Origin of the sequence: Tolumonas auensis DSM 9187 (assembly GCF_000023065.1) — a bacterium.
Lineage (GTDB): Bacteria > Pseudomonadota > Gammaproteobacteria > Enterobacterales > Aeromonadaceae > Tolumonas > Tolumonas auensis.
Genome location: NC_012691.1, coordinates 531,994 through 553,135, shown reverse-complemented (window position 1 = coordinate 553,135; position 21,142 = coordinate 531,994). Strand labels below are relative to the sequence as shown.

The 21,142-nt window shown below is 51.3% G+C and carries 14 protein-coding genes; 7 read left to right on the top strand and 7 right to left on the bottom strand.

Annotation, left to right across the window (positions count from 1 at the left end; all coding sequences use genetic code 11):
• Positions 1-365 precede the first annotated feature (365 nt).
• The 3 genes from TOLA_RS02525 (at position 366) to TOLA_RS02515 (ending at position 6,944) form a co-directional block, all read left to right on the top strand.
• Positions 366-5,000 (top strand): glutamate synthase-related protein, encoded by a 4,635-nt coding sequence (locus TOLA_RS02525; protein WP_012728715.1) that lies wholly within the window; start codon positions 366-368, stop codon positions 4,998-5,000.
• Positions 5,000-6,466, top strand: coding sequence for a glutamate synthase subunit beta (locus TOLA_RS02520; protein ID WP_012728714.1), 1,467 nt, complete (start codon positions 5,000-5,002; stop codon positions 6,464-6,466). Before TOLA_RS02525 ends, TOLA_RS02520 begins: the two co-directional genes overlap by 1 nt.
• A gap of 91 nt (positions 6,467-6,557) precedes the next feature.
• Positions 6,558-6,944: an acetyl-CoA sensor PanZ family protein gene (locus TOLA_RS02515; RefSeq protein ID WP_012728713.1), complete on the top strand. Its 387-nt coding sequence runs from the start codon at positions 6,558-6,560 to the stop codon at positions 6,942-6,944.
• Between the two features lie 78 nt (positions 6,945-7,022).
• Here TOLA_RS02515 and glpX read toward each other — a convergent pair whose 3' ends face one another.
• Positions 7,023-8,030 carry a class II fructose-bisphosphatase gene (gene glpX, locus TOLA_RS02510; protein ID WP_012728712.1) on the bottom strand — a complete coding sequence of 336 codons (1,008 nt, stop codon included), beginning with the start codon at positions 8,028-8,030 and terminating at the stop codon, positions 7,023-7,025.
• A 233-nt stretch (positions 8,031-8,263) separates the two neighbouring features.
• Between glpX and TOLA_RS02505 the strand changes: the two genes are divergently transcribed.
• Positions 8,264-9,394, top strand: coding sequence for a porin (locus tag TOLA_RS02505; protein ID WP_012728711.1), 1,131 nt, complete (start codon positions 8,264-8,266; stop codon positions 9,392-9,394).
• Positions 9,395-9,452: 58 nt separating this feature from the next.
• On the opposite strand, the gene TOLA_RS02500 is transcribed toward TOLA_RS02505, so the two are convergent.
• Together TOLA_RS02500 and rpmE are read right to left on the bottom strand one after the other, a co-directional pair.
• Positions 9,453-10,697 (bottom strand): malic enzyme-like NAD(P)-binding protein, encoded by a 1,245-nt coding sequence (locus TOLA_RS02500; RefSeq protein WP_012728710.1) that lies wholly within the window; start codon positions 10,695-10,697, stop codon positions 9,453-9,455.
• 205 nt (positions 10,698-10,902) lie between these two features.
• Positions 10,903-11,115 (bottom strand): 50S ribosomal protein L31, encoded by a 213-nt coding sequence (gene rpmE, locus TOLA_RS02495; RefSeq protein ID WP_012728709.1) that lies wholly within the window; start codon positions 11,113-11,115, stop codon positions 10,903-10,905.
• 143 nt (positions 11,116-11,258) lie between these two features.
• On the opposite strand from rpmE, the gene priA reads away from it, so the two are divergent.
• On the top strand, positions 11,259-13,463 hold the full coding sequence (gene priA, locus TOLA_RS02490; RefSeq protein WP_012728708.1) for a primosomal protein N': 2,205 nt from the start codon (positions 11,259-11,261) through the stop codon (positions 13,461-13,463).
• A gap of 7 nt (positions 13,464-13,470) precedes the next feature.
• Complete coding sequence (locus tag TOLA_RS02485) at positions 13,471-16,776, top strand: bifunctional diguanylate cyclase/phosphodiesterase (RefSeq protein WP_012728707.1); 3,306 nt, start codon at positions 13,471-13,473, stop codon at positions 16,774-16,776.
• Positions 16,777-16,826: 50 nt separating this feature from the next.
• Here the strand turns inward: TOLA_RS02485 and aguA are convergent, their stop codons facing one another.
• Both aguA and aguB read right to left on the bottom strand, forming a co-directional pair.
• Positions 16,827-17,921 carry an agmatine deiminase gene (gene aguA, locus TOLA_RS02480; protein ID WP_012728706.1) on the bottom strand — a complete coding sequence of 365 codons (1,095 nt, stop codon included), beginning with the start codon at positions 17,919-17,921 and terminating at the stop codon, positions 16,827-16,829.
• Between the two features lie 28 nt (positions 17,922-17,949).
• A complete protein-coding gene (aguB, locus tag TOLA_RS02475; protein ID WP_012728705.1) occupies positions 17,950-18,834 on the bottom strand; it encodes an N-carbamoylputrescine amidase in 885 nt (294 codons plus the stop codon).
• A gap of 154 nt (positions 18,835-18,988) precedes the next feature.
• Here aguB and TOLA_RS02470 point away from each other — a divergent pair, with 154 nt between their 5' ends.
• Entirely contained in the window at positions 18,989-19,939 is a 951-nt protein-coding gene (locus TOLA_RS02470; RefSeq protein ID WP_012728704.1) for a LysR family transcriptional regulator, read from the top strand.
• On the opposite strand, the gene TOLA_RS02465 is transcribed toward TOLA_RS02470, so the two are convergent.
• Together TOLA_RS02465 and TOLA_RS02460 are read right to left on the bottom strand one after the other, a co-directional pair.
• On the bottom strand, positions 19,887-20,543 hold the full coding sequence (locus TOLA_RS02465) for a ChrR family anti-sigma-E factor (RefSeq protein ID WP_012728703.1): 657 nt from the start codon (positions 20,541-20,543) through the stop codon (positions 19,887-19,889). The genes TOLA_RS02470 and TOLA_RS02465 overlap by 53 nt on opposite strands.
• On the bottom strand, positions 20,536-21,114 hold the full coding sequence (locus TOLA_RS02460; protein ID WP_012728702.1) for a sigma-70 family RNA polymerase sigma factor: 579 nt from the start codon (positions 21,112-21,114) through the stop codon (positions 20,536-20,538). Before TOLA_RS02460 ends, TOLA_RS02465 begins: the two co-directional genes overlap by 8 nt.
• Positions 21,115-21,142: the final 28 nt, after the last annotated feature.

The window sequence follows — 21,142 nt, the reverse complement described above, 5'->3', positions numbered from 1 at the left end:
GGTGAATATTTATGCATTTTCGCACTCAACAGATGCAAACTCTGAAATGAGACAAATGTTAAGCATATTTATCCATAAGAATGCATAAAGTCATCTATACTCACAATGAAATGCAATCCGTTCGTGCAATATAAAAATCTTTTGCCCCATTTTGGTGATTGTTTTTATATTCATGATTAATAAGTGATTTTACACAAAAAAGAACCATGTGAGCCCTAATTCTATTGCCTTGAATTGGGGCGGAAATCACAGTATATTTTTCGGTTACGAGCCCTCAGAGTTAAAACGATAAAGCTGGCCCCCTAAGCCAGCTTTTTTTAACGACTGCGGATGGACGCGTATCTACAGAGAGGATTAATAACGTGATGGAACCGGCGGTGCCCCAACGACAAGGGATGTATGACCCCGTAAACGAACATGATGCGTGCGGTGTCGGATTTGTGGCCCACATGAAGGGTCAAAAAAGTCATAGCATTGTCGAACAGGGTTTGTTGATCCTGAAGAACCTCGATCACCGTGGCGCAGTAGGTGCAGATCCGCTGCAAGGTGATGGCGCTGGTATTCTGATCCAAATTCCTGATCAACTGTATCGCGAAGAGCTGGCCAAGCAAGGTATTGCCCTGCCGGTTACTGGCGAATACGGTGTTGGTATGGTGTTCCTGCCGCAGGAAGCGGCATCTCGTCTGGCGTGCCAGGAAGAGATCGAACGTGCGGTACGCGGTGAAGGTCAGATCGTTCTGGGCTGGCGCGATGTGCCGGTGAACCGTGATATGCCAATGTCTCCGGCAGTAAGAGCGAAAGAACCGGTTATCCGTCAGATTTTCGTTGCCCGCGGCCCGGATGTACTGGTGACCGATGCGCTGGAACGTAAACTGTACATCATTCGCAAACGCGCATCTCATGCCATTCGTGCTCTGAAACTCAAACACTGTAACGAATTCTACGTGCCGTCATTCTCTGCACGTACAGTGAACTATAAAGGTCTGTTGCTGGCCGATCAGGTTGGCGTTTATTACAACGACCTGGCCGATCCACGCTGTGTATCTGCACTGGCAATGGTGCACCAGCGTTTCTCCACCAACACATTCCCAACCTGGGATCTGGCACATCCATTCCGCATGATCGCGCACAACGGTGAAATTAACACCGTCCGTGGTAACGTAAACTGGATGCGTGCACGTGAACGTTCAGTTACTTCACCGGTACTGGGTGCAGATCTGGATAAAGTGTGGCCACTGATTTATCCGGGTCAGTCAGACTCTGCGTCTTTTGATAACGCATTGGAACTGCTGATCATGGGTGGTTATTCCATGGCACACGCGGTGATGATGATGATCCCGGAAGCGTGGGAAAAACATTCACTGATGGACGAAAACCGTCGCGCTTTCTACGAATACCATGCAGCAATGATGGAACCGTGGGATGGCCCGGCAGCTGTTGCCTTCACGGATGGTCGTCAGATCGGTGCCACACTGGACCGTAACGGTCTGCGTCCTGCCCGCTATCTGGTCACTAAAGATGATCTGGTGGTTATGGCTTCCGAGTCTGGCGTACTGCCAATCGAAGATTCCCGTATCGCTAAAAAATGGCGTCTGCAACCAGGTAAAATGTTCCTGATCGACCTGGAACAGGGCCGCATCATCGATGATAAAGAACTGAAAGACTCTCTGGCTAACTCCAAACCATACCGTGAGTGGCTGAGCAAAGTTCGCATCAATATCGACGAAATCCCGGGTGAAGCACAGCCTTTCGAGAAGAAAGCATCGCTGCTGGATTACCAGCAGGCGTTCGGCTACACCATGGAAGACGCAAAAATGTTGCTGGAACCTATGGCAATAAATGGCGAAGAAGCCATCGGCTCCATGGGTAACGATTCAGCACTGCCAGTACTGTCCAGCAAAAATAAAACGCTGTACAACTACTTCCGTCAGCTGTTCGCACAGGTAACCAACCCACCGATCGATCCGATCCGTGAAGAGATGGTTATGTCGCTGGTGTCTTTCATCGGCCCACGTCCGAATCTGCTGAACAACGCTGACATCAACCCGCCAATCCGTCTGGAAGTGGCACAGCCGATCCTGAATGCAGCCAAGATCGAGAAGATCCGCAACATTCAGCAATACACCAACGGCAAATTCCGTTCGCACGAACTGAATATCTGCTACCCGTTAGCGTGGGGCAAAGAAGGTGTGGAAGCACGTCTGGCTTCGCTGGCGGCGGAAGCGGAAGATGCGGTACGTGGCGGCGCGAACATTCTGTTGATCTCCGATCGTAACATCGACCGTGACCATATCGCGATCCCGGCCCTGCTGGCGACCTCCACCGTGCATCTGCACCTGGTGAAAAAAGGTCTGCGTACCAACACTGGTCTGGTAGTGGAAACCGGTTCTGCCCGTGAAACACATCAGTTTGCTCTGCTGGCTGGTTACGGTGCGGAAGCTATCCACCCATGGCTGGCAATGGAAACAATGCGTGAAATGGCCAATGGCGATGCCGCGAAAGAAGAGAAATATGTCTCTAACTTCGTGAAAGCAGTCGGGAAAGGTCTGTGTAAAGTCATGTCCAAGATGGGTATCTCCACTTACATGTCTTACACCGGCGCGCAAATTTTCGAAGTGGTTGGTCTGAAGAAAGCGTTCGTCGACAAATACTTCTCCGGCACGCCTTCCAAAATTGAAGGTATCGGCCTGTTTGAAGTAGCGGAAGAAACTATCCGCATGCACGAAGCTGCATTCTCTGCTGATCCTGTGCTCATCGATGCGCTGGATGCCGGTGGTGAATATGCGTTCCGTACCCGTGGTGAAGACCACATGTGGACGCCGGATGCGATCGCCAAACTGCAGCACTCTACCCGTAGCGGCAAATACGAAAGCTACAAAGAGTACGCGAAGATCATCAACGACCAGACTAAACGTCATCTGACGTTGCGCGGTCTGTTTGACATCAAGAAAGCAGCTGAACCTGTTCCGCTGGAAGAAGTTGAATCAGCAAAAGATATCGTTAAACGCTTCGCAACAGGCGCGATGTCTCTGGGTTCTATTTCAACTGAAGCACACACCACACTGGCTGTTGCGATGAACCGTATCGGCGGTAAATCAAACACCGGTGAAGGTGGTGAAGATGCGAACCGTTTCATTCCGGTAAGCCAGCCAACACTGCTGTCTGAAATTATCGGTAAATCACGTATTGAACGTGATCTGGAACTGCAAGCCGGTGACAGTCTGCGCTCTGCGATCAAACAGGTTGCATCAGGTCGTTTCGGTGTTACTACCGAATATCTGGTTAACGCTGATCAGATCCAGATCAAGATGGCACAGGGTGCTAAACCAGGTGAAGGTGGTCAGTTGCCAGGTCACAAGGTATCTGAATACATCGGTTTCCTGCGTCACTCGGTACCGGGTGTAGGTCTGATTTCTCCGCCACCGCACCACGACATCTACTCGATCGAAGATTTGGCACAGCTGATCCACGATCTGAAAAACGCCAACCCATCAGCATCCGTTTCTGTGAAACTGGTATCTGAAGTCGGTGTGGGTACCGTTGCTGCCGGTGTATCCAAAGCGAAAGCGGATCACGTGGTCATCGCCGGTCACGATGGCGGTACTGGTGCATCTCCGCTATCTTCTATCAAGTACGCTGGTTCTCCATGGGAACTGGGTCTGGCAGAAACACAACAGACACTGGTAATGAACCGTCTGCGTGGCCGTATCCGTGTGCAGGTTGATGGTCAGATCAAAACTGGTCGTGACGTTATCATCGGTGCTCTGCTGGGTGCTGACGAATTCGGTTTCGCGACCGCGCCACTGGTAGTTGAAGGTTGTATCATGATGCGCAAATGCCATCTGAACACCTGCCCGGTTGGTGTTGCAACCCAGGATCCGGAACTGCGTAAACGCTTCTCCGGTCAGCCTGAACACGTGGTGAACTACTTCTTCTTCGTAGCTGAAGAAGTGCGTGAACTGATGGCTGAGATGGGTATCCGTAAGTTTGAAGATCTGATCGGTCGTTCTGATCTGCTGGACAAACGTGCCGGTGTTGAACACTGGAAAGCACAGGGTCTGGACTTCAGCAATGTGTTCTATCAACCAGTGATTGGTGCTGATGAACCTCGTCTGCATGCCGGTACTCAGGACCACGCGCTGGATAAGGCACTGGATCAGGAACTGATCAAGCAAGCAATGCCTGCGCTGGAAAACCGTCAGCCAGTCCGTATTGAACTGCCGGTGAAAAACATCAACCGAACCGTGGGTACTATGCTGTCCGGTGAAGTGGCTAAACGTTTTGGTGGTGCAGGTCTGCCTGATGACACCATTCACGTGACCCTGAACGGTACTGCTGGTCAGAGTTTCGCTGCGTTCCTGGCAAAAGGTATCACGCTGGATCTGGTCGGTGAAGGTAACGACTACGTAGGTAAAGGTCTGTCTGGTGGCCGTATCATCGTGCGTCCGAATGCTGACTTCACCTGTAATCCGGGTGACAACACCATCATCGGTAACACGGTAATGTACGGTGCAACGTCCGGTCATGCTTACCTGTGCGGGGTTGGTGGCGAACGTTTTGCGGTACGTAACTCTGGTGCCACAGCCATTGTTGAAGGCGTCGGTGATCACGGTTGTGAATACATGACCGGTGGTACCGTGGTTGTTCTGGGTCAGACTGGCCGTAACTTCGCAGCTGGTATGTCAGGCGGTCTTGCTTACGTACTGGACGAAGACAATACCTTCGCGACTCGTTGCAACCTGTCTATGGTGACGCTGGAGAAAGTCCTGCCAACAGCAGAACAATCCACCGCAGAACCATGGCATAACGATCAGAGCGATGAAGATCATCTGAAAGCGCTGATCTCACAACACGCTAAATACACTGGCAGCCCACGTGCGAAAACGATTCTGGCTGACTGGGATGCTTACCGTGGTAAGTTTGTAAAAGTTTATCCGAATGAGTATCGCCGTGCTCTGCAGGAAATGACTGCTGCACCGCAGGAAAAGGAGATTGCGTAATGGGTAAGCCAACCGGTTTTCTCGAATTTGACCGCGTAAAGGAACACTACGCACCTGTTGAAGAACGTGTACAGCATTACCATGAGTTTGTACCGACATTAACAGTGCAAGAAGCCTCTACCCAGGGCGCACGCTGCATGGATTGCGGTATTCCTTTCTGTAACAACGGTTGTCCGGTGAATAACATCATTCCTGACTGGAATGATCTGGTGTACCGCGGTAAAGCCGAAATGGCGATCCGCGTGCTGCACTCCACCAACAACTTCCCAGAATTCACAGGCCGGATCTGTCCGGCCCCTTGTGAATCCGCCTGTACACTGGGGATCAACGCTGATCCGGTTGGCATCAAGTCAATCGAGCGTTACACCATTGATACGGCGTGGGACAACAACTGGGTAAAACCACAACCTTCTGCGGTTAAAACCGGCAAGAAAGTGGCGGTCGTTGGTTCAGGCCCTGCGGGTCTGGCTGCAGCCCAGCAGCTGGCGCGCGTTGGTCATGACGTAACCGTGTTCGAAAAGAACACTCGCGTTGGTGGTCTGCTGCGTTACGGCATCCCTGACTTCAAACTGGATAAAGGCCTGATCGACCGCCGTGTTACCCAGATGGAAGCGGAAGGTGTGGTATTCAAAACCAGCACGCTGGTAGCTCTGGACAACAATCTGCCTGCAGGTGTCACTAACGACGCGCAGACCGTTGTTACTCCGGCTCAGCTGGATGCCGAGTTTGATGCCGTGATTCTGGCTGGCGGTTCTGAAACCCCTCGTGATCTGCCTGTTAAGGGCCGTGAACTGAGCGGTATTCATTTCGCACTGGAATTCCTGATCCCGCAGAACAAAGAAGTTGCTGGTGACGGCGTTAACCCAATCAACGTGAAAGGTAAACACGTTGTGGTTATCGGTGGTGGTGATACCGGTTCTGACTGTGTCGGTACTTCTAACCGTCACGGCGCAGCATCAGTCACTCAGCTGGAAGTGATGCCTCAGCCACCAGTACAGGAAAACAAAGAGCTGACCTGGCCATACTGGCCGCTGAAACTGCGCACCTCTTCTTCTCATGAAGAAGGTTGTGTGCGTGAGTTTGCTGTTTCTACCAAAGAATTCATTGGTGAAAACGGCAAACTGACTGGTCTGAAGCTGGTTAACGTTGAATTCAAAGACGGAAAACTGATTGAAGTTCCTGGCTCTGAGTTCGAACTGAAAGCTGACGCTGTCTTCCTGGCAATGGGCTTCACTAATCCACTGGCAAAAGTGCTGGACGCTTTTGGCGTGGAAAAAGATGCCCGCGGTAATGCGAAAGCAACAACCGAAGATGAAGGCTGCTACGCCACGTCTATACCTAAAGTATATGCTGCCGGCGACATCCGTCGTGGTCAGTCACTGGTAGTATGGGCGATCCGTGAAGGCCGTCAGTGTGCCCGTGAAGTGGATCAGTTCCTGATGGGCTCCAGCCTGTTACCTCGCTAAGCTTCTCTGCTGAGTAGCAAAAAAGCCCCGTCATGATGATGGGGCTTTTTATTTGGTGGTAAACTGTTTTTATTTATATTCGGATCATCACATGCGTTTAACTGTACACCACTCTCACGATGTTCTGCCGCTGTGGCAGGAGAGCCTCAGCAAGCTGCTGCAAACCAATCAGCTCACGATTGATACCGCCCGCACTTTAGGTGACTGGCATCTGGCTACGTTCAATGACAGAGTCGTTGGCCTTGCCATCAGTCAGGGCGCTGATTTGCGTTATTTTGCGGTACGCGATTTGACCCGCCGCCGCGGTATTGGCCGTTATTTACTGGCAGATACCCTTCGCTGGCTGATCGAACAAGGAAAACAGCAGATCACGATGGATCTCAGCAAAATTGATGAGCAGGAACTGGCTGGTTTACAGGCTTTTTTGCGGCAGGCCGGTTTTCATGCAGAAGGGAATCAGTGGACACTGAGTCTCTGATTTTCTAACTGAGCACCATCATGACAAGGTGCTCAGTTAGCTTTATGCAGTAAAATTTTCGCTTCTGAAAAAGCTCAGTTAGAAAATAATTTTCTGGATCTGCGGATCTTTACGCTGCAGATAGTGCGTTGAATGGATGCGGCGGATGGTCCGGGATTTACCGCGGATCAACAGCGTTTCAGTGGTCGCCAGCATGCCATCACTGGTAATACCTTCCAGCAGATCGCCTTTGGTAATGCCGGTAACAGAGACGATCACGTTATCGGTTTTCGCCATATCAGTCAGGGTCAGCACGGTATTCACGTCAATCCCCATTGCCTGACAACGCGCAATCTCCTGTTCACCCAGCACACGGTTTTCCGGCGTATCGCCTTTAACGGTATGACGCGGTAACAGACGACCCTGCATATCACCGTCTAATGCACGCACTGTTGCGGCAGAGATAACGCCTTCCGGCGCACCACCGATGCAATACAGCATATCGATTTCGTTATCCGGCAGGCAGGTCAGCATAGAGGCCGCCACATCACCATCCGGAATCGCAAATACACGCACGCCCATTTCCTGCATTTCTTTAATCGCAGCGTCATGACGTGGTTTGGCCAGTGTGATTACGCTTAAACGATGCAGTGGTTTATCCAGCGCACGGGCAACCGCAATAATATTTTCCGACAGCGGACGATTAAGATCGATGGCGCCTTTGGCTTTCGGACCAACAATCAGCTTTTCCATGTACATATCCGGCGCTTTCAGGAACGAGCCTTTATCACCGGCAGCCAGCACGGCCACAGCGTTGTTCTGACCCATAGCGGTCATGCGGGTACCATCGATCGGATCGACCGCAATATCAACACCATCGCCGCCACAACCGACTTTCTCACCGATATAGAGCATTGGCGCTTCGTCGATCTCGCCTTCACCGATCACGATCTCGCCATCGATTTCAATCTGGTTCAGCACAAAGCGCATCGCTTCTACAGCGGCACCGTCGGCCAGATTTTTATCACCACGCCCCAGCCACTTATAGCCAGCCAGCGCAGCCGCTTCAGTTACACGGGAAAATTCAATTGCCAGTTCACGTCTCATTGGGGGTTCCTGCAGATCAGATACGTTCAGAATTGTGGCCTCATCGCCAATGCGCGCGAGTTTATCACACTTGGTTATGGCTGCCGAGCATACAACCATGACTGGATAAATTGTGAACGCGATCAACAAAAGCTTAATTTTGCTGTAACAGAAACGTCATCCAAGCCCCCTAACCTTGCTTTCGGAATAAATCGGGAGCAACCCGACCCTCAAAAATAAATTAAGGATCGATGATGAAAAAATTAACTGCCGTGGCCATTGCTCTGCTGGTTGCCACCCAAGCCAACGCCGCTGAAGTCTATAAAAACGAAAAAGTATCGCTGGATCTGAATGGCCGTGCCTATGCTGGTCATTTCTTCGGTACCAAAGAGAAAGCCGGTGAACCAGGTGAAAAGAGTGAAAAAATCGGTGCTAACCAGTTCATCCGTTTCGGTGCGAAAGGCGATGCGGTTGTTAGCGGCACCACCAAGGCTATCGGCGTGTACGAAGCTCAGTTCAATATCGGTAACAGTGAAAAAACACTGAACGGCGACAAAACCGATACTGTATACAATACTGATGGCGATGAAATCACTGTTACAACTTCTGATTCTAACGACGGTAACCTGCGTACCCGTCTGGCGTACGGTGGTCTGAAAGATGAGACTTGGGGTCAGGCTACTTTCGGTCGTCAGAAAGGCGCTGTTTCTCTGATCAGTGACTGGACCGATAAATCACTGACTGACGGTTACGGTAACGAAGCACTGGGTGTAGCAACTGACACTTATGCGACCGGCCGTGCCGCTGACGTAGTGAAATACTCCGGCGTATTCGGTTCTAACAAAGAATTCATGCTGGATGCCAGCTACAAATTTGACGGTGACACCAAAGAAGAAACTGGTGGCAACAATAACGACAGCAAGAGTGCCGATGCTTACGGTATCGCGGCTGTTTATAACCTGCCAATGAACTTCAGCATTGGTACTGGTTACAACGTTGGTAAATTCGAAAAAGCAGGCGAAAGCACTGATGCCAAACTGTGGGTAATTGGCGCCAAGTATGATGACAAAGCTGCCTATGCTGCGGTGAACTACGCGCAAGGTACTGACTTTGTTGGCGTTGGCAAAGATCACACCGGTATTGAAGCGGTTGCTGGTTATGACTTCATCAATGGTTTTGGCCTGATGGCAATGTATAACAATCAGACTGTTGAACAATCAGGTAAAGACGACGTTGATACCGTTAAGTACTACACCCTGGGTGCTCAGTACAAATTCAACAAAAACCTGCGTGTAGCGGCTGAATACCGTATCAACGACAAAGATACTGATGCTTCTTACGATTACAAAAACGACATGCAGCTGGCCGTTCGCTACGATTTCTAATCTTTCCAGACTGCCGGGATAAACATACCAAAGCCGCCTGTTCTCAGGCGGCTTTTTTTTACAGCATGTAATTATCCGGCAAAGGAATACGGGCGACACCAGAGTCTTCCGCCGCAATGGCAACCGCTCGGGCAACACGCGGCAGCAGACGCGGATCCATTGGTTTCGGCAATACATAATTCACACCGAAGGTCAGTTCCGTTTCACCAGCAGCCAGCAATACTTCAGCCGGTACCGGCTCCTTGGCAATACTGCGGATCGCTTCCACTGCAGCTCGCTTCATGGCGCTGTTAATGCGGCTGGCGCGTACATCCAGTGCACCACGGAAAATAAACGGAAAACAGATCACGTTATTGACCTGGTTCGGATAATCCGAACGGCCAGTGCCAATAATCAGGTCATCACGGACAGTCTTGGCCAGTTCAGGACGGATTTCCGGATCAGGATTCGAGCAGGCAAAGATAACCGGCTTCGGTGCCATGCTCTTCACATGTTCAGCCGTAATGACATTCGGACCGGATACACCAACAAACACATCGGCACCATCCATCACCTGTTCCAGTGTCTTCAGGCCGGAGTCATTAACGAAGCGGCGTTTATGCTCATTGATGTCGGTACGGGCGGAGTGGATCACGCCTTTACGATCCAGCATATAAATGTTTTCCGGTTTCGCACCGCAAACAATTAACAGATCCATACAGGCAACAGCAGCAGCGCCCGCCCCCATGCATACAATCCGCACATCAGACAGATTCTTGCCCTGAATTTCCAGCGCGTTCAGCATCCCGGCCGCAGTCACAATCGCGGTGCCGTGCTGATCATCATGGAACACCGGGATATCACACAGCTCAATCAACGCTTTCTCAATTTCGAAACATTCCGGGGCTTTGATATCTTCCAGATTAATGCCACCAAACGTATCGGCAATATTAGCCACCGTACGGATAAAATCGGCGCTATCGGTATGTGTCACTTCAATATCGATCGCATCAATACCGGCAAAGCGTTTGAACAGCAGCGCTTTCCCTTCCATGACCGGTTTGGAAGCCAGAGGGCCCAGATTACCTAAACCCAGAATAGCGGTTCCATTGGTAATCACTGCAACCAGATTGGCCTTGGAAGTATAAAGGTAAGCATCTGCAGGATTAGCGGCGATTTCTCGTACCGGTTCGGCAACACCCGGGCTGTAAGCCAGCGACAGGTCATCGGCAGTTTCAGCCGGCTTGGTCAGAGCAATAGCAATTTTACCAGGGACAGGCTGAGCGTGATAATCAAGAGCGGCCTGACGAAGATCGGCGGACATAGAAACTCCCAGTGAAGAGATAATGAGACAACAGGAAACTGAACAGATAACCGGTTGAAGGTTAAATTTCTGTGATCATAGCCAGACATACGCCAATCACAAGGGCTGAACGGAACTGTTTCGGGAAATTTTTATGGCGCCAGAAAGCACAATGCCAGCCCGAAGGCTGGCATTGCTTGAAACGTAAGCGGTATAGAGGGGAAGATTAGTTCTTGCCGCCCAGTACTGCGAAACGTTTTTTGAAGCGATCGATACGACCACCAGTGTCCAGAACTTTCTGTTTACCGGTATAAAAAGGATGACACTCTGAACATACGTCCAGGTTCAGATCTTTACCAGTAGAACGGGTAACGAACACGTGACCACAAGAACACTTTGCAGTGATTTCGTGGTAGTCAGGATGAATACCTTCTTTCATGGAGAACCTCTGATTCAGGCCGTGTCGCCATCTGACCCGAAGCCAGACACCACACGAAACGTTAAACGGATATTTTCAAGGGTCAGAATGATATAGGATAGACCCCACCCCCGCAAGCATATGCGCAGAAAAAACAGACATCCGTGCCCGAATCATTAACACTTATTCAGGTCGCATTGCCGGTACCGCTTTATCGCCGCTTCGACTACCTTGCTTCTCAGCCATTACCGCCGGTTGGCTGTCGTGTACTTGTGCCTTTCGGCAGACAACAGCTGGTTGGCATTGTCGTCGCACATCCGGCAGAAAGTGAGCTGGCGTTATCGAAATTAAAACCGGTTTCGCGGCAGTTAGATGCTTCAGCGCTGTTTCCGCCGGCATTATGGAAACTCCTATTGTGGGCGGCGGATTATTATCATCATCCTCTGGGCGAAGTCTTGCATCATGCCCTGCCGGTACTATTGCGGCAGGGTGAAGCGGCAGAGCGTAAACCTATCGCCTGCTGGCAACTGAGTGATCATGCCACCCATGATGTTATTGCCACCCTGAAACGGGCACCGCGTCAGCAACAGGCCATCCAGCTGTTACAGGATGGTCCGTTACCTGCCGCAGAGTTACGGGAACAGGGTGTTGATACACCGGTATTAAAACAACTGGCGGCGAAAGAGCTGATAAAACCGTTTGACCTGCATCTGCAGGCGCGGGAATGGCTGGATCATCTGTTACTGCATGAAAATGATGCGCCTTATCTCAACACCGAACAGGCTGCGGTACTGGCCGCTATCAATCATGCCGACGATAAGCGTCCGTTTCTGCTGGAAGGTGTGACCGGTTCCGGAAAAACAGAGATTTATCTGCAGCTGATAAAAGCCATGCTGGCGCAGGGAAAACAGGTTTTAGTCTTGGTGCCGGAAATCGGACTGACTCCGCAATTACTGCGCCGTTTCCGTCGTCGTTTTCATGCGCCCATACTGACACTGCATTCCGGCATGAATGATCGTGAACGCTTGGATACCTGGCTGGCCTGCAAAGCAGGAGAAGCAGCCATTCTGATCGGCACCCGCTCTGCCATTTTCACGCCGTTTAAAACGCTCGGACTGATTGTTGTGGATGAAGAACATGACAGTTCATTCAAACAGCAGGAAGGCTTCCGCTATCACGGCCGCGATCTGGCCATCATGCGGGCTCAGCGCGAACAGATCCCGATTGTACTTGGCTCTGCGACACCGTCACTGGAAAGTCTGCATAATGCCCTGCAAGGACGTTATCACCACCTGCAGATGACACAGCGGGCCGGTGGTGCACAGGCCGCCCAACAGCATCTGCTGGATGTCAAACATCTGCCGCTGCAGGCAGGTATGGCACCGCAATTATTACAACTGATGGATGAACAGCTGGCAGCCGGCAATCAGGTCATGCTGTTTTTGAACCGCCGGGGATATGCACCAGCCCTGCTGTGTCATGATTGTGGCTGGGTGGCAGCGTGTCCGCATTGTGACGCCTTTTATACCTGGCATCAGCAGGATCGGCGATTACACTGCCATCACTGCGATGATATGCGGCCGGTGCCGCATCAATGTCCGGAATGTAATAGCCGGAATCTGGTCAGCTCCGGGGTCGGTACCGAACAGCTGGCGCAGTTTCTGGAACAGCGCTTCCCGGCGTATAAAACCATCCGTATCGATCGGGATAACACCCGGCGCAAAGGTGAACTGGAGGCGCATTTAAATGCCATCCGGCACCAGGAATATCAGATCCTGTTAGGCACACAGATGCTGGCCAAAGGGCATCATTTCCCCCATGTCACGCTGGTAGGTATTCTGGATGTGGATGGTGCGCTGTTTGCCTCTGATTTCCGCGCCACGGAACGTCTGGCACAACTCTATGTTCAGGTAGCCGGACGTGCCGGACGTGCCAGCAAATCAGGCATGGTGGTGCTACAAAGTCATCATCCGGAACATGCGCTGCTGCAGGATCTGCTGAATAATGGATATCACCATTTTGCCCGGACCTGTCTGCAGGAACGGCAGGTACTGGCGCTGCCGCCCTTCACTTATCAGGCGGTATTACGCGCGGATGCTCCGGCTCGTGAGCCACTGGAACTCTTCATGCAGCAAGCCGCGCAAATCTGCCATCACTACGGGGCGCCGGATCTGCAGTTGCTGGGGCCGCTCAGCCCGGTCATGGAACGCCGGGCCGGGCGCTATCGCATGCTATTGATGTTGCAGTGTCCGCATCGCATGCATCTGCAGCATTACCTGCAACAGTTACTGCCAGCGATTGATAATTTGCCAATTCATCACTCGTTACGCTGGCATCTGGACGTGGATCCTCTCGAGGTTTCAGGTTGAGTCGCACATGAAAAAGAAACAGAACACGCGATTACGGGAATTCGCATCTGCAAACATCGTTTTGTATTACGCCTTGTTTGCCGCACTCTGGATTGCAGTATCCGATAAACTGCTGGCCTGGCTGATCAGTGATCGCGAATGGCTGACCTTTCTTTCTATCGTCAAAGGTTTTCTGTTTGTAACCCTGACCAGTTTTCTGCTTTATCTACTGTTGAATCTGCAGCACCGCAAAACGACCAATCAGAAACAGCAGACCTCTTCACGCCGGTTATACTGGCTGTTTGCCTTCCAGATATTACTGATGCCGCTAATTCCGGCACTGCTGTATGGTATTCATGGTCAACAAATCAGGGATGACAGCCACAATACCTTGAATACGCTGGCTAAAGTAAAAGCGGAACAGGTGGAAACCTGGCTGCAGGAGCGTCTGGCTGATGGCCTGATGCTTCAAAGTGATCAGGCCTTCTCCCAAGCTGTGGCATTAGCCAATGCCGGAGGCCATGCCGCCGATGAAGCCATCCGGAATCCACTGGAATTATTAGCCCGTAACAAACATTACCAATCGCTGTTATTGCTTGATCAGCAGAATGCACCACGATTTATTGTTGGTCATGTCCCGGTGCATAAAACCGTGATTAACGCACATTCTCACCTGTCTTTAAGTTCACACGACCATCAGGCCGGACATGGATCATTAAAGACCAGCTGGTACTGGGACGAAAATAACCGGGTTTATCTGGATATTCAGGTGCCACTCATCGATACCCGGAATGATAAACGTATTGGCACGCTGATCATGAGTCAGGATCTGCAGGCTAATCTGCTACCTCTGATACAAAACTGGCCCGGTGCAACGTCTACCGGACTTATCTATCTGCTGCAACCGCATGCAGAGTGGTTATCTTATATCGCGCTGCCAGCTAACAAAGCAGACCAGACCCAGGCAACAACCAGATGGTTTACCACCGGTTCACTATCGTTGCTGAAACAGGCTCTCAGTGATCAAGCAGATATTTTTGAAGGGAAAAATGCGGAGGCAACCGATGTGGTTGCCAGCTATATTCCGGTCAGATATTCCGGCTGGCATATTCTGGTTCAGCAGGATCGGGCAGAGATCTATGCACCACTGCATAATCTCGTGTACTGGATAACGCTGGTCGTGTTCTTTGCCGGTCTGCTGGTGATCTTTGTAGTGTCATTATTGTGGCGACAGCAGCAATACACCAACCAGCTGGAACTGCAGCGGCAGACCAGTGAAAAAGATCGTCTGCTCAAACACTTCTTTGAACTGCCATTATTTGGCATGGCCATTACACATGGACAAACAGGCCACTGGATCCGATTCAACCATCAGCTAAGCGATTTGCTGGGTTACAGTCACAGTGAAATGGCAGAACATACCCTGCTTTCACTGACTGCGAATGAATATCAGGAAGCTGATATCGCGGCAATGTATCAGATGACTCAGGATCTGTGTGATGGTTACCTCTGCGAAAAACAACTGCGGCGCAAAGACGGACAACTTATTTATGTGAATGTCGATACCCGTTGTGTGAGAACAGCCGACCGGAATATCGCTTTTATCATTTCCGTTATTGAAGATATTTCCTCACAAAAAGAAAATGAAGCGATCTTAAGACAATCTGCCACGGTTTTTGATAACACCCGTGAAGGCATCATGATCACGGATAAAAATGCTCAGATCATCAGAGTCAACCCGGCCTTTGCTGAATTGTTTGGTTTTTCCCAGCATGAATTACAGGGAAAAACACCGGTCATTTTCAAATCAGGCAAGCATACACACGAGTTTTATCAGCATATCCGGGATTCGCTTAATACCTCGGCTTTCTGGCGGGGAGAGATCTGGAACCGTCGCAAAGACAATCACATCATTCCTCTTATCTGCAGCATCAGCGCCGTCAGAAATGACAAGCAACAGCTGACGCATTACGTCAGTGTCTACAGCGATATCAGTAAACTGAAAGCCAGCGAAGCCAAACTTGCACATCTGGCACATCATGACCCATTGACGCAGTTACCCAATCGTACACTGCTGACGATTAATCTCAGCCATGCCATCGATCTGGCAGTCAGAAATCATCACCGGATTGCCCTGCTGATGCTGGATCTGGATCGATTTAAAGACGTCAATGACAGTTTTGGTCATCAGATTGGTGACGCGTTATTGCAGGAGGTCGCTCGGCGATTACGCCGGCGTGTCCGCATCTCGGATACGATTTGTCGCCTGGGTGGCGATGAATTCACTGTATTAATTGAGGGAAACCCTGCACTCCACGATGTGGAACATTTCGCTGAGGACATACTGCAATTGCTGAAAGATCCCTTCTCTTTACCCAACGGCAGAGAAGTCATCATCGGCGCAAGTATTGGTATCAGCCTCTATCCGGAACACGGCCAGACTCCCAAGGAACTGCTGCAACAGGCCGATGCGGCCATGTACCGGGCGAAAGCTCATGGCCGCAGCTGTTTCCGTTACTTCTCGGATGAGCTGACGCGGGCTGCAGAACAACGTCTGGATCTGGAAGTACGTTTACAGCGGGCGCTCAGGCTGAATGAATTATGTCTCTATTTCCAGCCACAGATAGATATCAGCAGTAACCGGATTATCGGTGCCGAAGCGCTGGTTCGCTGGCAGGATCCAGCGCATGGCCTGATCTCACCGGCACAGTTTATCCCGGTGGCAGAAGAGACCGGGCTGATCAAACAACTCGGTGAATGGGTATTGCTGGAAGCATGTCGTCAGGGCAAGGAGTGGCAACAAAAAGGGCTGCCAGCCATTAATCTGGCCGTGAACATTTCTCCGGTACAGTTCCGCAACAGTAATATTCTGGAATCTGTTTTCAACGCGCTGAAGCAGACAGGCTACCCGGCATCGCTACTGGAACTGGAGCTGACAGAAAGCGCCCTGATGACCCACGAAAACGAAGCGGTGGAAATATTAAGCGCATTACGGAAATATGGCATCCGGCTGGCAATTGATGATTTCGGCACGGGTTACTCATCATTGGCTTATCTCAAACGCTTCCCGCTGGATGTGCTGAAAATCGATAAGAGCTTTGTCGATGATATTCCGCACAAGAAAGATGATATGGAAATTGCTGCCGCGATTGTCGCCATGGCGCACACCTTGCGTCTGAAGGTGTTAGCGGAAGGTGTCGAAACCGAAGAACAACTGACCTTCCTGAAAGAGCAGGGCTGCGACTGCTATCAGGGCTATCTGATGAGTCCACCGGTTCCGGCAGATCAATTTGAACAGTTGTTGCGGGCTCAGGCCGAAGATTCTGAAAAGTAACCTGACGTCACAAGAAAAGTGAAGGCACGAATATTCGTGCCTTCATTGTTTTAACCTTTCGGAATTTGCTGGGTGATGCAGTGAATGTTGCCGCCACCGAGCAGAATTTCACGGGCCGGGACACCGACTACGGTATGTTGCGGGAAAATCTGCTGCAGAATCACTTTCGCTTCATCATCCGTTTTCGGATCGAGTAACGGATACACGACACGATCATTGGTGATGAGGAAATTCACGTAAGAACCCGCCAGACGGCCACCCGCATCACGCGGCACACCTGAACCATCCACTACGCCAGCCGACTCTTCTTCGGTGCAGTACAGCGGACCCGGTTGCGGCAGCTTCCAGATCTTCAGCTTACGCCCTTTGGCATCCATCGTTTCAGACAACACCTTATACGCCGCCTGCGAACGGGCATACTGCGGATCAGTCTCATCATCCGTCCAGTGCAGGATCACTTCGCCCGGACGCGCAAAACAGCACATGTTATCAATGTGACCATCAGTCTCATCCATATACACGCCCTCTTCCAGCCAGATGAAGGTGCTGACGTTCAGATAATCGCGCAGATAATCTTCGATCTGGGCTTTGGACAGATGCGGGTTGCGGTTTTTATTCAGCAGACATTCTGCCGTGGTCATGCAGGTGCCTTCACCATCCACGTGAATAGAACCACCTTCCAGAATCAGCGGCGCTTCATAGCGATCAAAGCCATGTACCGCCAGCATTTGCCGCGCCACCAGCTCGTCTTTATCCCACGGGAAATAAAGCCCGCCATGATGTCCGCCCCAGGCATTAAACCCCCAGTCGATGCCACGGCATTCACCGTTACCGTTGATCACCACGGTCGGGCCAGTATCGCGCGCCCAGCAGTCATCACTCTCCATCACTACCAGCGTCACATCAGCCGGCATGATGGCTTTCGCCTGCGCCATGAATTGTTCCGGCACCGCCATATACACCGGCGTTGCACCAGCAATCGCTGCCGCCACTTTGGCAAACGTAGCCTGCGCGAATTTACCCGCTTCACGCCAGTTATCCGGGCGGAACGGCCAGATCATCCACACCGCCTGTTGCGGTGCCCACTCGGCTGGCATAAAAAAACCGTCCTGCTTCGGCAGGCCGGTAATTGTCTTACTTGTCATATCCTGATGTCCTTGATTGCGGCAGTTATTACCAGGAAGTTTCACCGTCAGAAGTCATGATGGTGCCGTACATGGCCGGACGACGATCACGGAACAGACCCCAGCTGATGCGCTGTTTACGGATCGCTTCCAGATCAAAGGTATGCACCAGTACGCATTCACTGGTTTTGTCCGCCTGCGCCACCAGCTCACCAGTCTGATCAGCGATGAAAGAAGAGCCGTAGAAGGTCATTTCCAGACCTTCCACAAACTTGCTCTTTTCCGTACCGATACGGTTAGAGGCAATTACCGGAATAATATTGGCAGCGGCATGACCTTGCTGCACACGAGTCCAGTGTGGCTGTGAATCGATTTCAGGATAAGCCGGTTCAGAACCAATCGCGGTTGGGAAGAAAATCACATCCGCCCCCAGCAGCGCCAGACTACGGGCGGTTTCCGGGAACCACTGATCCCAGCAGATACCCACGCCCACGTTGGCGTACTTGGTTTCCCAGACGATAAAGCCGGTATCACCCGGTGTGAAGAATTGTTTTTCCTGATACGCCGGGCCGTTCGGAATGTGGGTTTTACGATACACATCCAGCACTTCACCGTCGGCATCGATCATCACCAGTGAGTTGTAATGCGCATTACCGGCACGCTCAAAGAAAGACAACGGCAGCACCACATCCAGCTCTTTCGCCAGTGCAGAGAAATGTTGGATCAGCGGGCTCTCTTCCAGTGTTTGTGCCAGATCAAAATGCTCCGGGCTCTGATCGATACAGAAATAAGGAGTCTGGAACAGCTCCTGGATCAGAATGATCTGCGCACCTTTCGCTGCTGCTTCACGCACCAGTTTCTCGGCACGGGCTACGTTGCCGTCGATATCCCAGGTACACGCCATCTGCGTGGCTGCCACAGTAACTAATGCCATAACGAGCTCCTTCTGTGTGAAATTGTTGCCGGTGGATGGATCCACCAGTCTGGTATTAGGTATAGCTGAAATTTACTGAGTCGCAGTTTAGAAAGATGCACCATCATCCATCAAATGAATTATATTCATCTAATGATAAACAGAGCGAATAAGCATGAAACTACATCAGCTCGATCTCAATCTATTACTGGCATTTGACGCTTTGATGACCTGTCGTCACGTCACGCGGGCTGCCGGGCAATTGTTCATCAGTCAGCCGGCAATGAGCCATGCGCTGAACCGGCTACGCGAACAGTTTGCCGATCCACTGTTAGTTAAAACACCGCAAGGCATGCAACCCACTGCCCGGGCATTAAAACTGCATGCCGGAATTCAGCAGGCGTTGTATCTGCTGGAACAACAACTGGAAGAAATAGAAGAGTTCGATCCGCTGAGTTCTGACCGGCGTTTTGTCATCAGCACGACGGACTATGTGGAATGTGTGCTGATCCCGCCACTGATCCGCCGGTTAAAGGAGATCGCGCCGCAGATCCAGATTGAAATTGCCATCCTGCGCGATCAGTTACCGGAAGCCGAACTGGCAAACGGGGAGATCGATCTGGTACTGGGTTTTGATGAGTATATGGATGTGCCGCGCTATCTGTGCCGTGAAACCTGGCTGCAGGAGCCACTGGCCGGTCTGGTACAGCAGGACAATCCGCTGGCAGGAGAAAAACTGGATCTGGCTCAGCTGATCGCCCTGCCCCATGTTTTTCATTCACCATTGGGAACTCGCGAATCAATGGTCGATCGCTATCTGATGAGTCATGGCCTGCAGCGGCGGATTTCCGCCAACAGCCAGAGTTATCTTTCTGCGGCGGCAATCGTCAGTCAGACCGATCATATTCTGGTGTTACCCAAAAAAGTGGCCAGTATGCTGGCGGGCAACTGGCCTCTTCGTATGGTCGCTTTACCGGATGATATGCCCTGCTACCACTTAAACTGTGTCTGGCATCCGGCACAAGGCGAACATCCTTCCGTTATCTGGTTACGTCAGCTGATGTTGCAATTGCTTAATACAGCAACTCACCAAAATTATTCAGTAACCGCGGCAAACCCTGCGTGAACTGCACCGGTGCATCCAGCAGCGCGAAGCAGAGGCAACCCTCTTTCGACTGTGGCTGATGCGTAACCTGACTATCGCGCAGAATGAAATCACCCGGAATATACTCGCCAAACTCATCCCGGAACGCACCACTGATCGGCAGCGTCAGCTCCATGCCCTTATGCACGTGCCGGGGCACAGCAGCACCGGCGGAAAGATACATCAGGCTGGCACGACCGGTCGATTGTTCATCCAGCAGTAAACGGCTACGGCCAATATTGCCCATCTGCTGCCAGTTCTGACGGGCTAGACGGCGCAAAGCACGCGGTAACCAGAAGACCTGTCCCTGAATTTCAATCGTCGGTTCCGTCATCGGTTGCAATGCCGCTGATTCCGGCTGCTGCAGAATATACGACAGCATATCGTCGAACTGCAGTTCGTCGGCGGGAGATACCGGCGCGGCGAGCAATATATTTTCCGCCAGTTTACGTTCCAGCTCTGCCACCCGTTGTGCACAGGCAGGACAAAACTCCACATGAATGGCGACGGCCAGTGTCATCGTTAATGGCAGTGTATCCGCGGCATACGCGGCCAGCAGAGCATTATCAGGATGAAAGTTAATCATGCTCGTGCTCCTGCTCAATCTGTTCACGTAATTTAGCTAACCCTAACCGTAATCTTGATTTAATCGTACCGAGCGGAATCTGCAGCCGATCCGCAATCTCCTGCAGCGTTTGATCCTGCAGATAAACACTCCGAACCACTTCCTGCTGCGCAGCTGGTAATAAGTGCAGATAATGCGCCAGCTGACGGGTCAGAATTTCATTCTCGCCGGGATCATTTTTATCGTCTTCAACAGCCTGATATTCCAGTACTGGCCAGATATCTTCCGCCACGAGATCTTCTTTGGAAACCTGCTGACGACGCAGCATATCGAAACACTGATTACGCATGACCGTATAAATCCAGGTCGTCGGCGCACCTTTTTCCGGATGATAAAGTGCTGCTTTTTGCCATACAGCCAGCAACGTCTCCTGCACCAGTTCCATCGCCCGGGCTTCAGAACGCAAATGACGCAGACCATAATGCCGGATACGGGGAGCGAAATAGTGGAACAGCTGGCTATATGCAGCTTTACTGCGCTGCGTCGCCACCTGTAACAGTAATGCGGTGAGATCGAGGTTTGCGGTTTCCATCAACATCCTCTGCGGGGGCAGTCGATAC

Coding starts and splice junctions, on each gene's coding strand:
- TOLA_RS02520 (WP_012728714.1), top strand. CDS start 5,000: ATGGGTAAGCCAACCGGTTTTCTCGAATTTGACCGCGTAAAGGAACAC.
- TOLA_RS02485 (WP_012728707.1), top strand. CDS start 13,471: ATGAAAAAGAAACAGAACACGCGATTACGGGAATTCGCATCTGCAAAC.
- glpX (WP_012728712.1), bottom strand. CDS start 8,030: ATGAGACGTGAACTGGCAATTGAATTTTCCCGTGTAACTGAAGCGGCT.
- rpmE (WP_012728709.1), bottom strand. CDS start 11,115: ATGAAAGAAGGTATTCATCCTGACTACCACGAAATCACTGCAAAGTGT.
- TOLA_RS02525 (WP_012728715.1), top strand. CDS start 366: ATGGAACCGGCGGTGCCCCAACGACAAGGGATGTATGACCCCGTAAAC.
- aguA (WP_012728706.1), bottom strand. CDS start 17,921: ATGACAAGTAAGACAATTACCGGCCTGCCGAAGCAGGACGGTTTTTTT.
- TOLA_RS02465 (WP_012728703.1), bottom strand. CDS start 20,543: ATGATTAACTTTCATCCTGATAATGCTCTGCTGGCCGCGTATGCCGCG.
- TOLA_RS02470 (WP_012728704.1), top strand. CDS start 18,989: ATGAAACTACATCAGCTCGATCTCAATCTATTACTGGCATTTGACGCT.
- TOLA_RS02515 (WP_012728713.1), top strand. CDS start 6,558: ATGCGTTTAACTGTACACCACTCTCACGATGTTCTGCCGCTGTGGCAG.
- TOLA_RS02505 (WP_012728711.1), top strand. CDS start 8,264: ATGAAAAAATTAACTGCCGTGGCCATTGCTCTGCTGGTTGCCACCCAA.
- TOLA_RS02460 (WP_012728702.1), bottom strand. CDS start 21,114: ATGGAAACCGCAAACCTCGATCTCACCGCATTACTGTTACAGGTGGCG.
- TOLA_RS02500 (WP_012728710.1), bottom strand. CDS start 10,697: ATGTCCGCCGATCTTCGTCAGGCCGCTCTTGATTATCACGCTCAGCCT.
- aguB (WP_012728705.1), bottom strand. CDS start 18,834: ATGGCATTAGTTACTGTGGCAGCCACGCAGATGGCGTGTACCTGGGAT.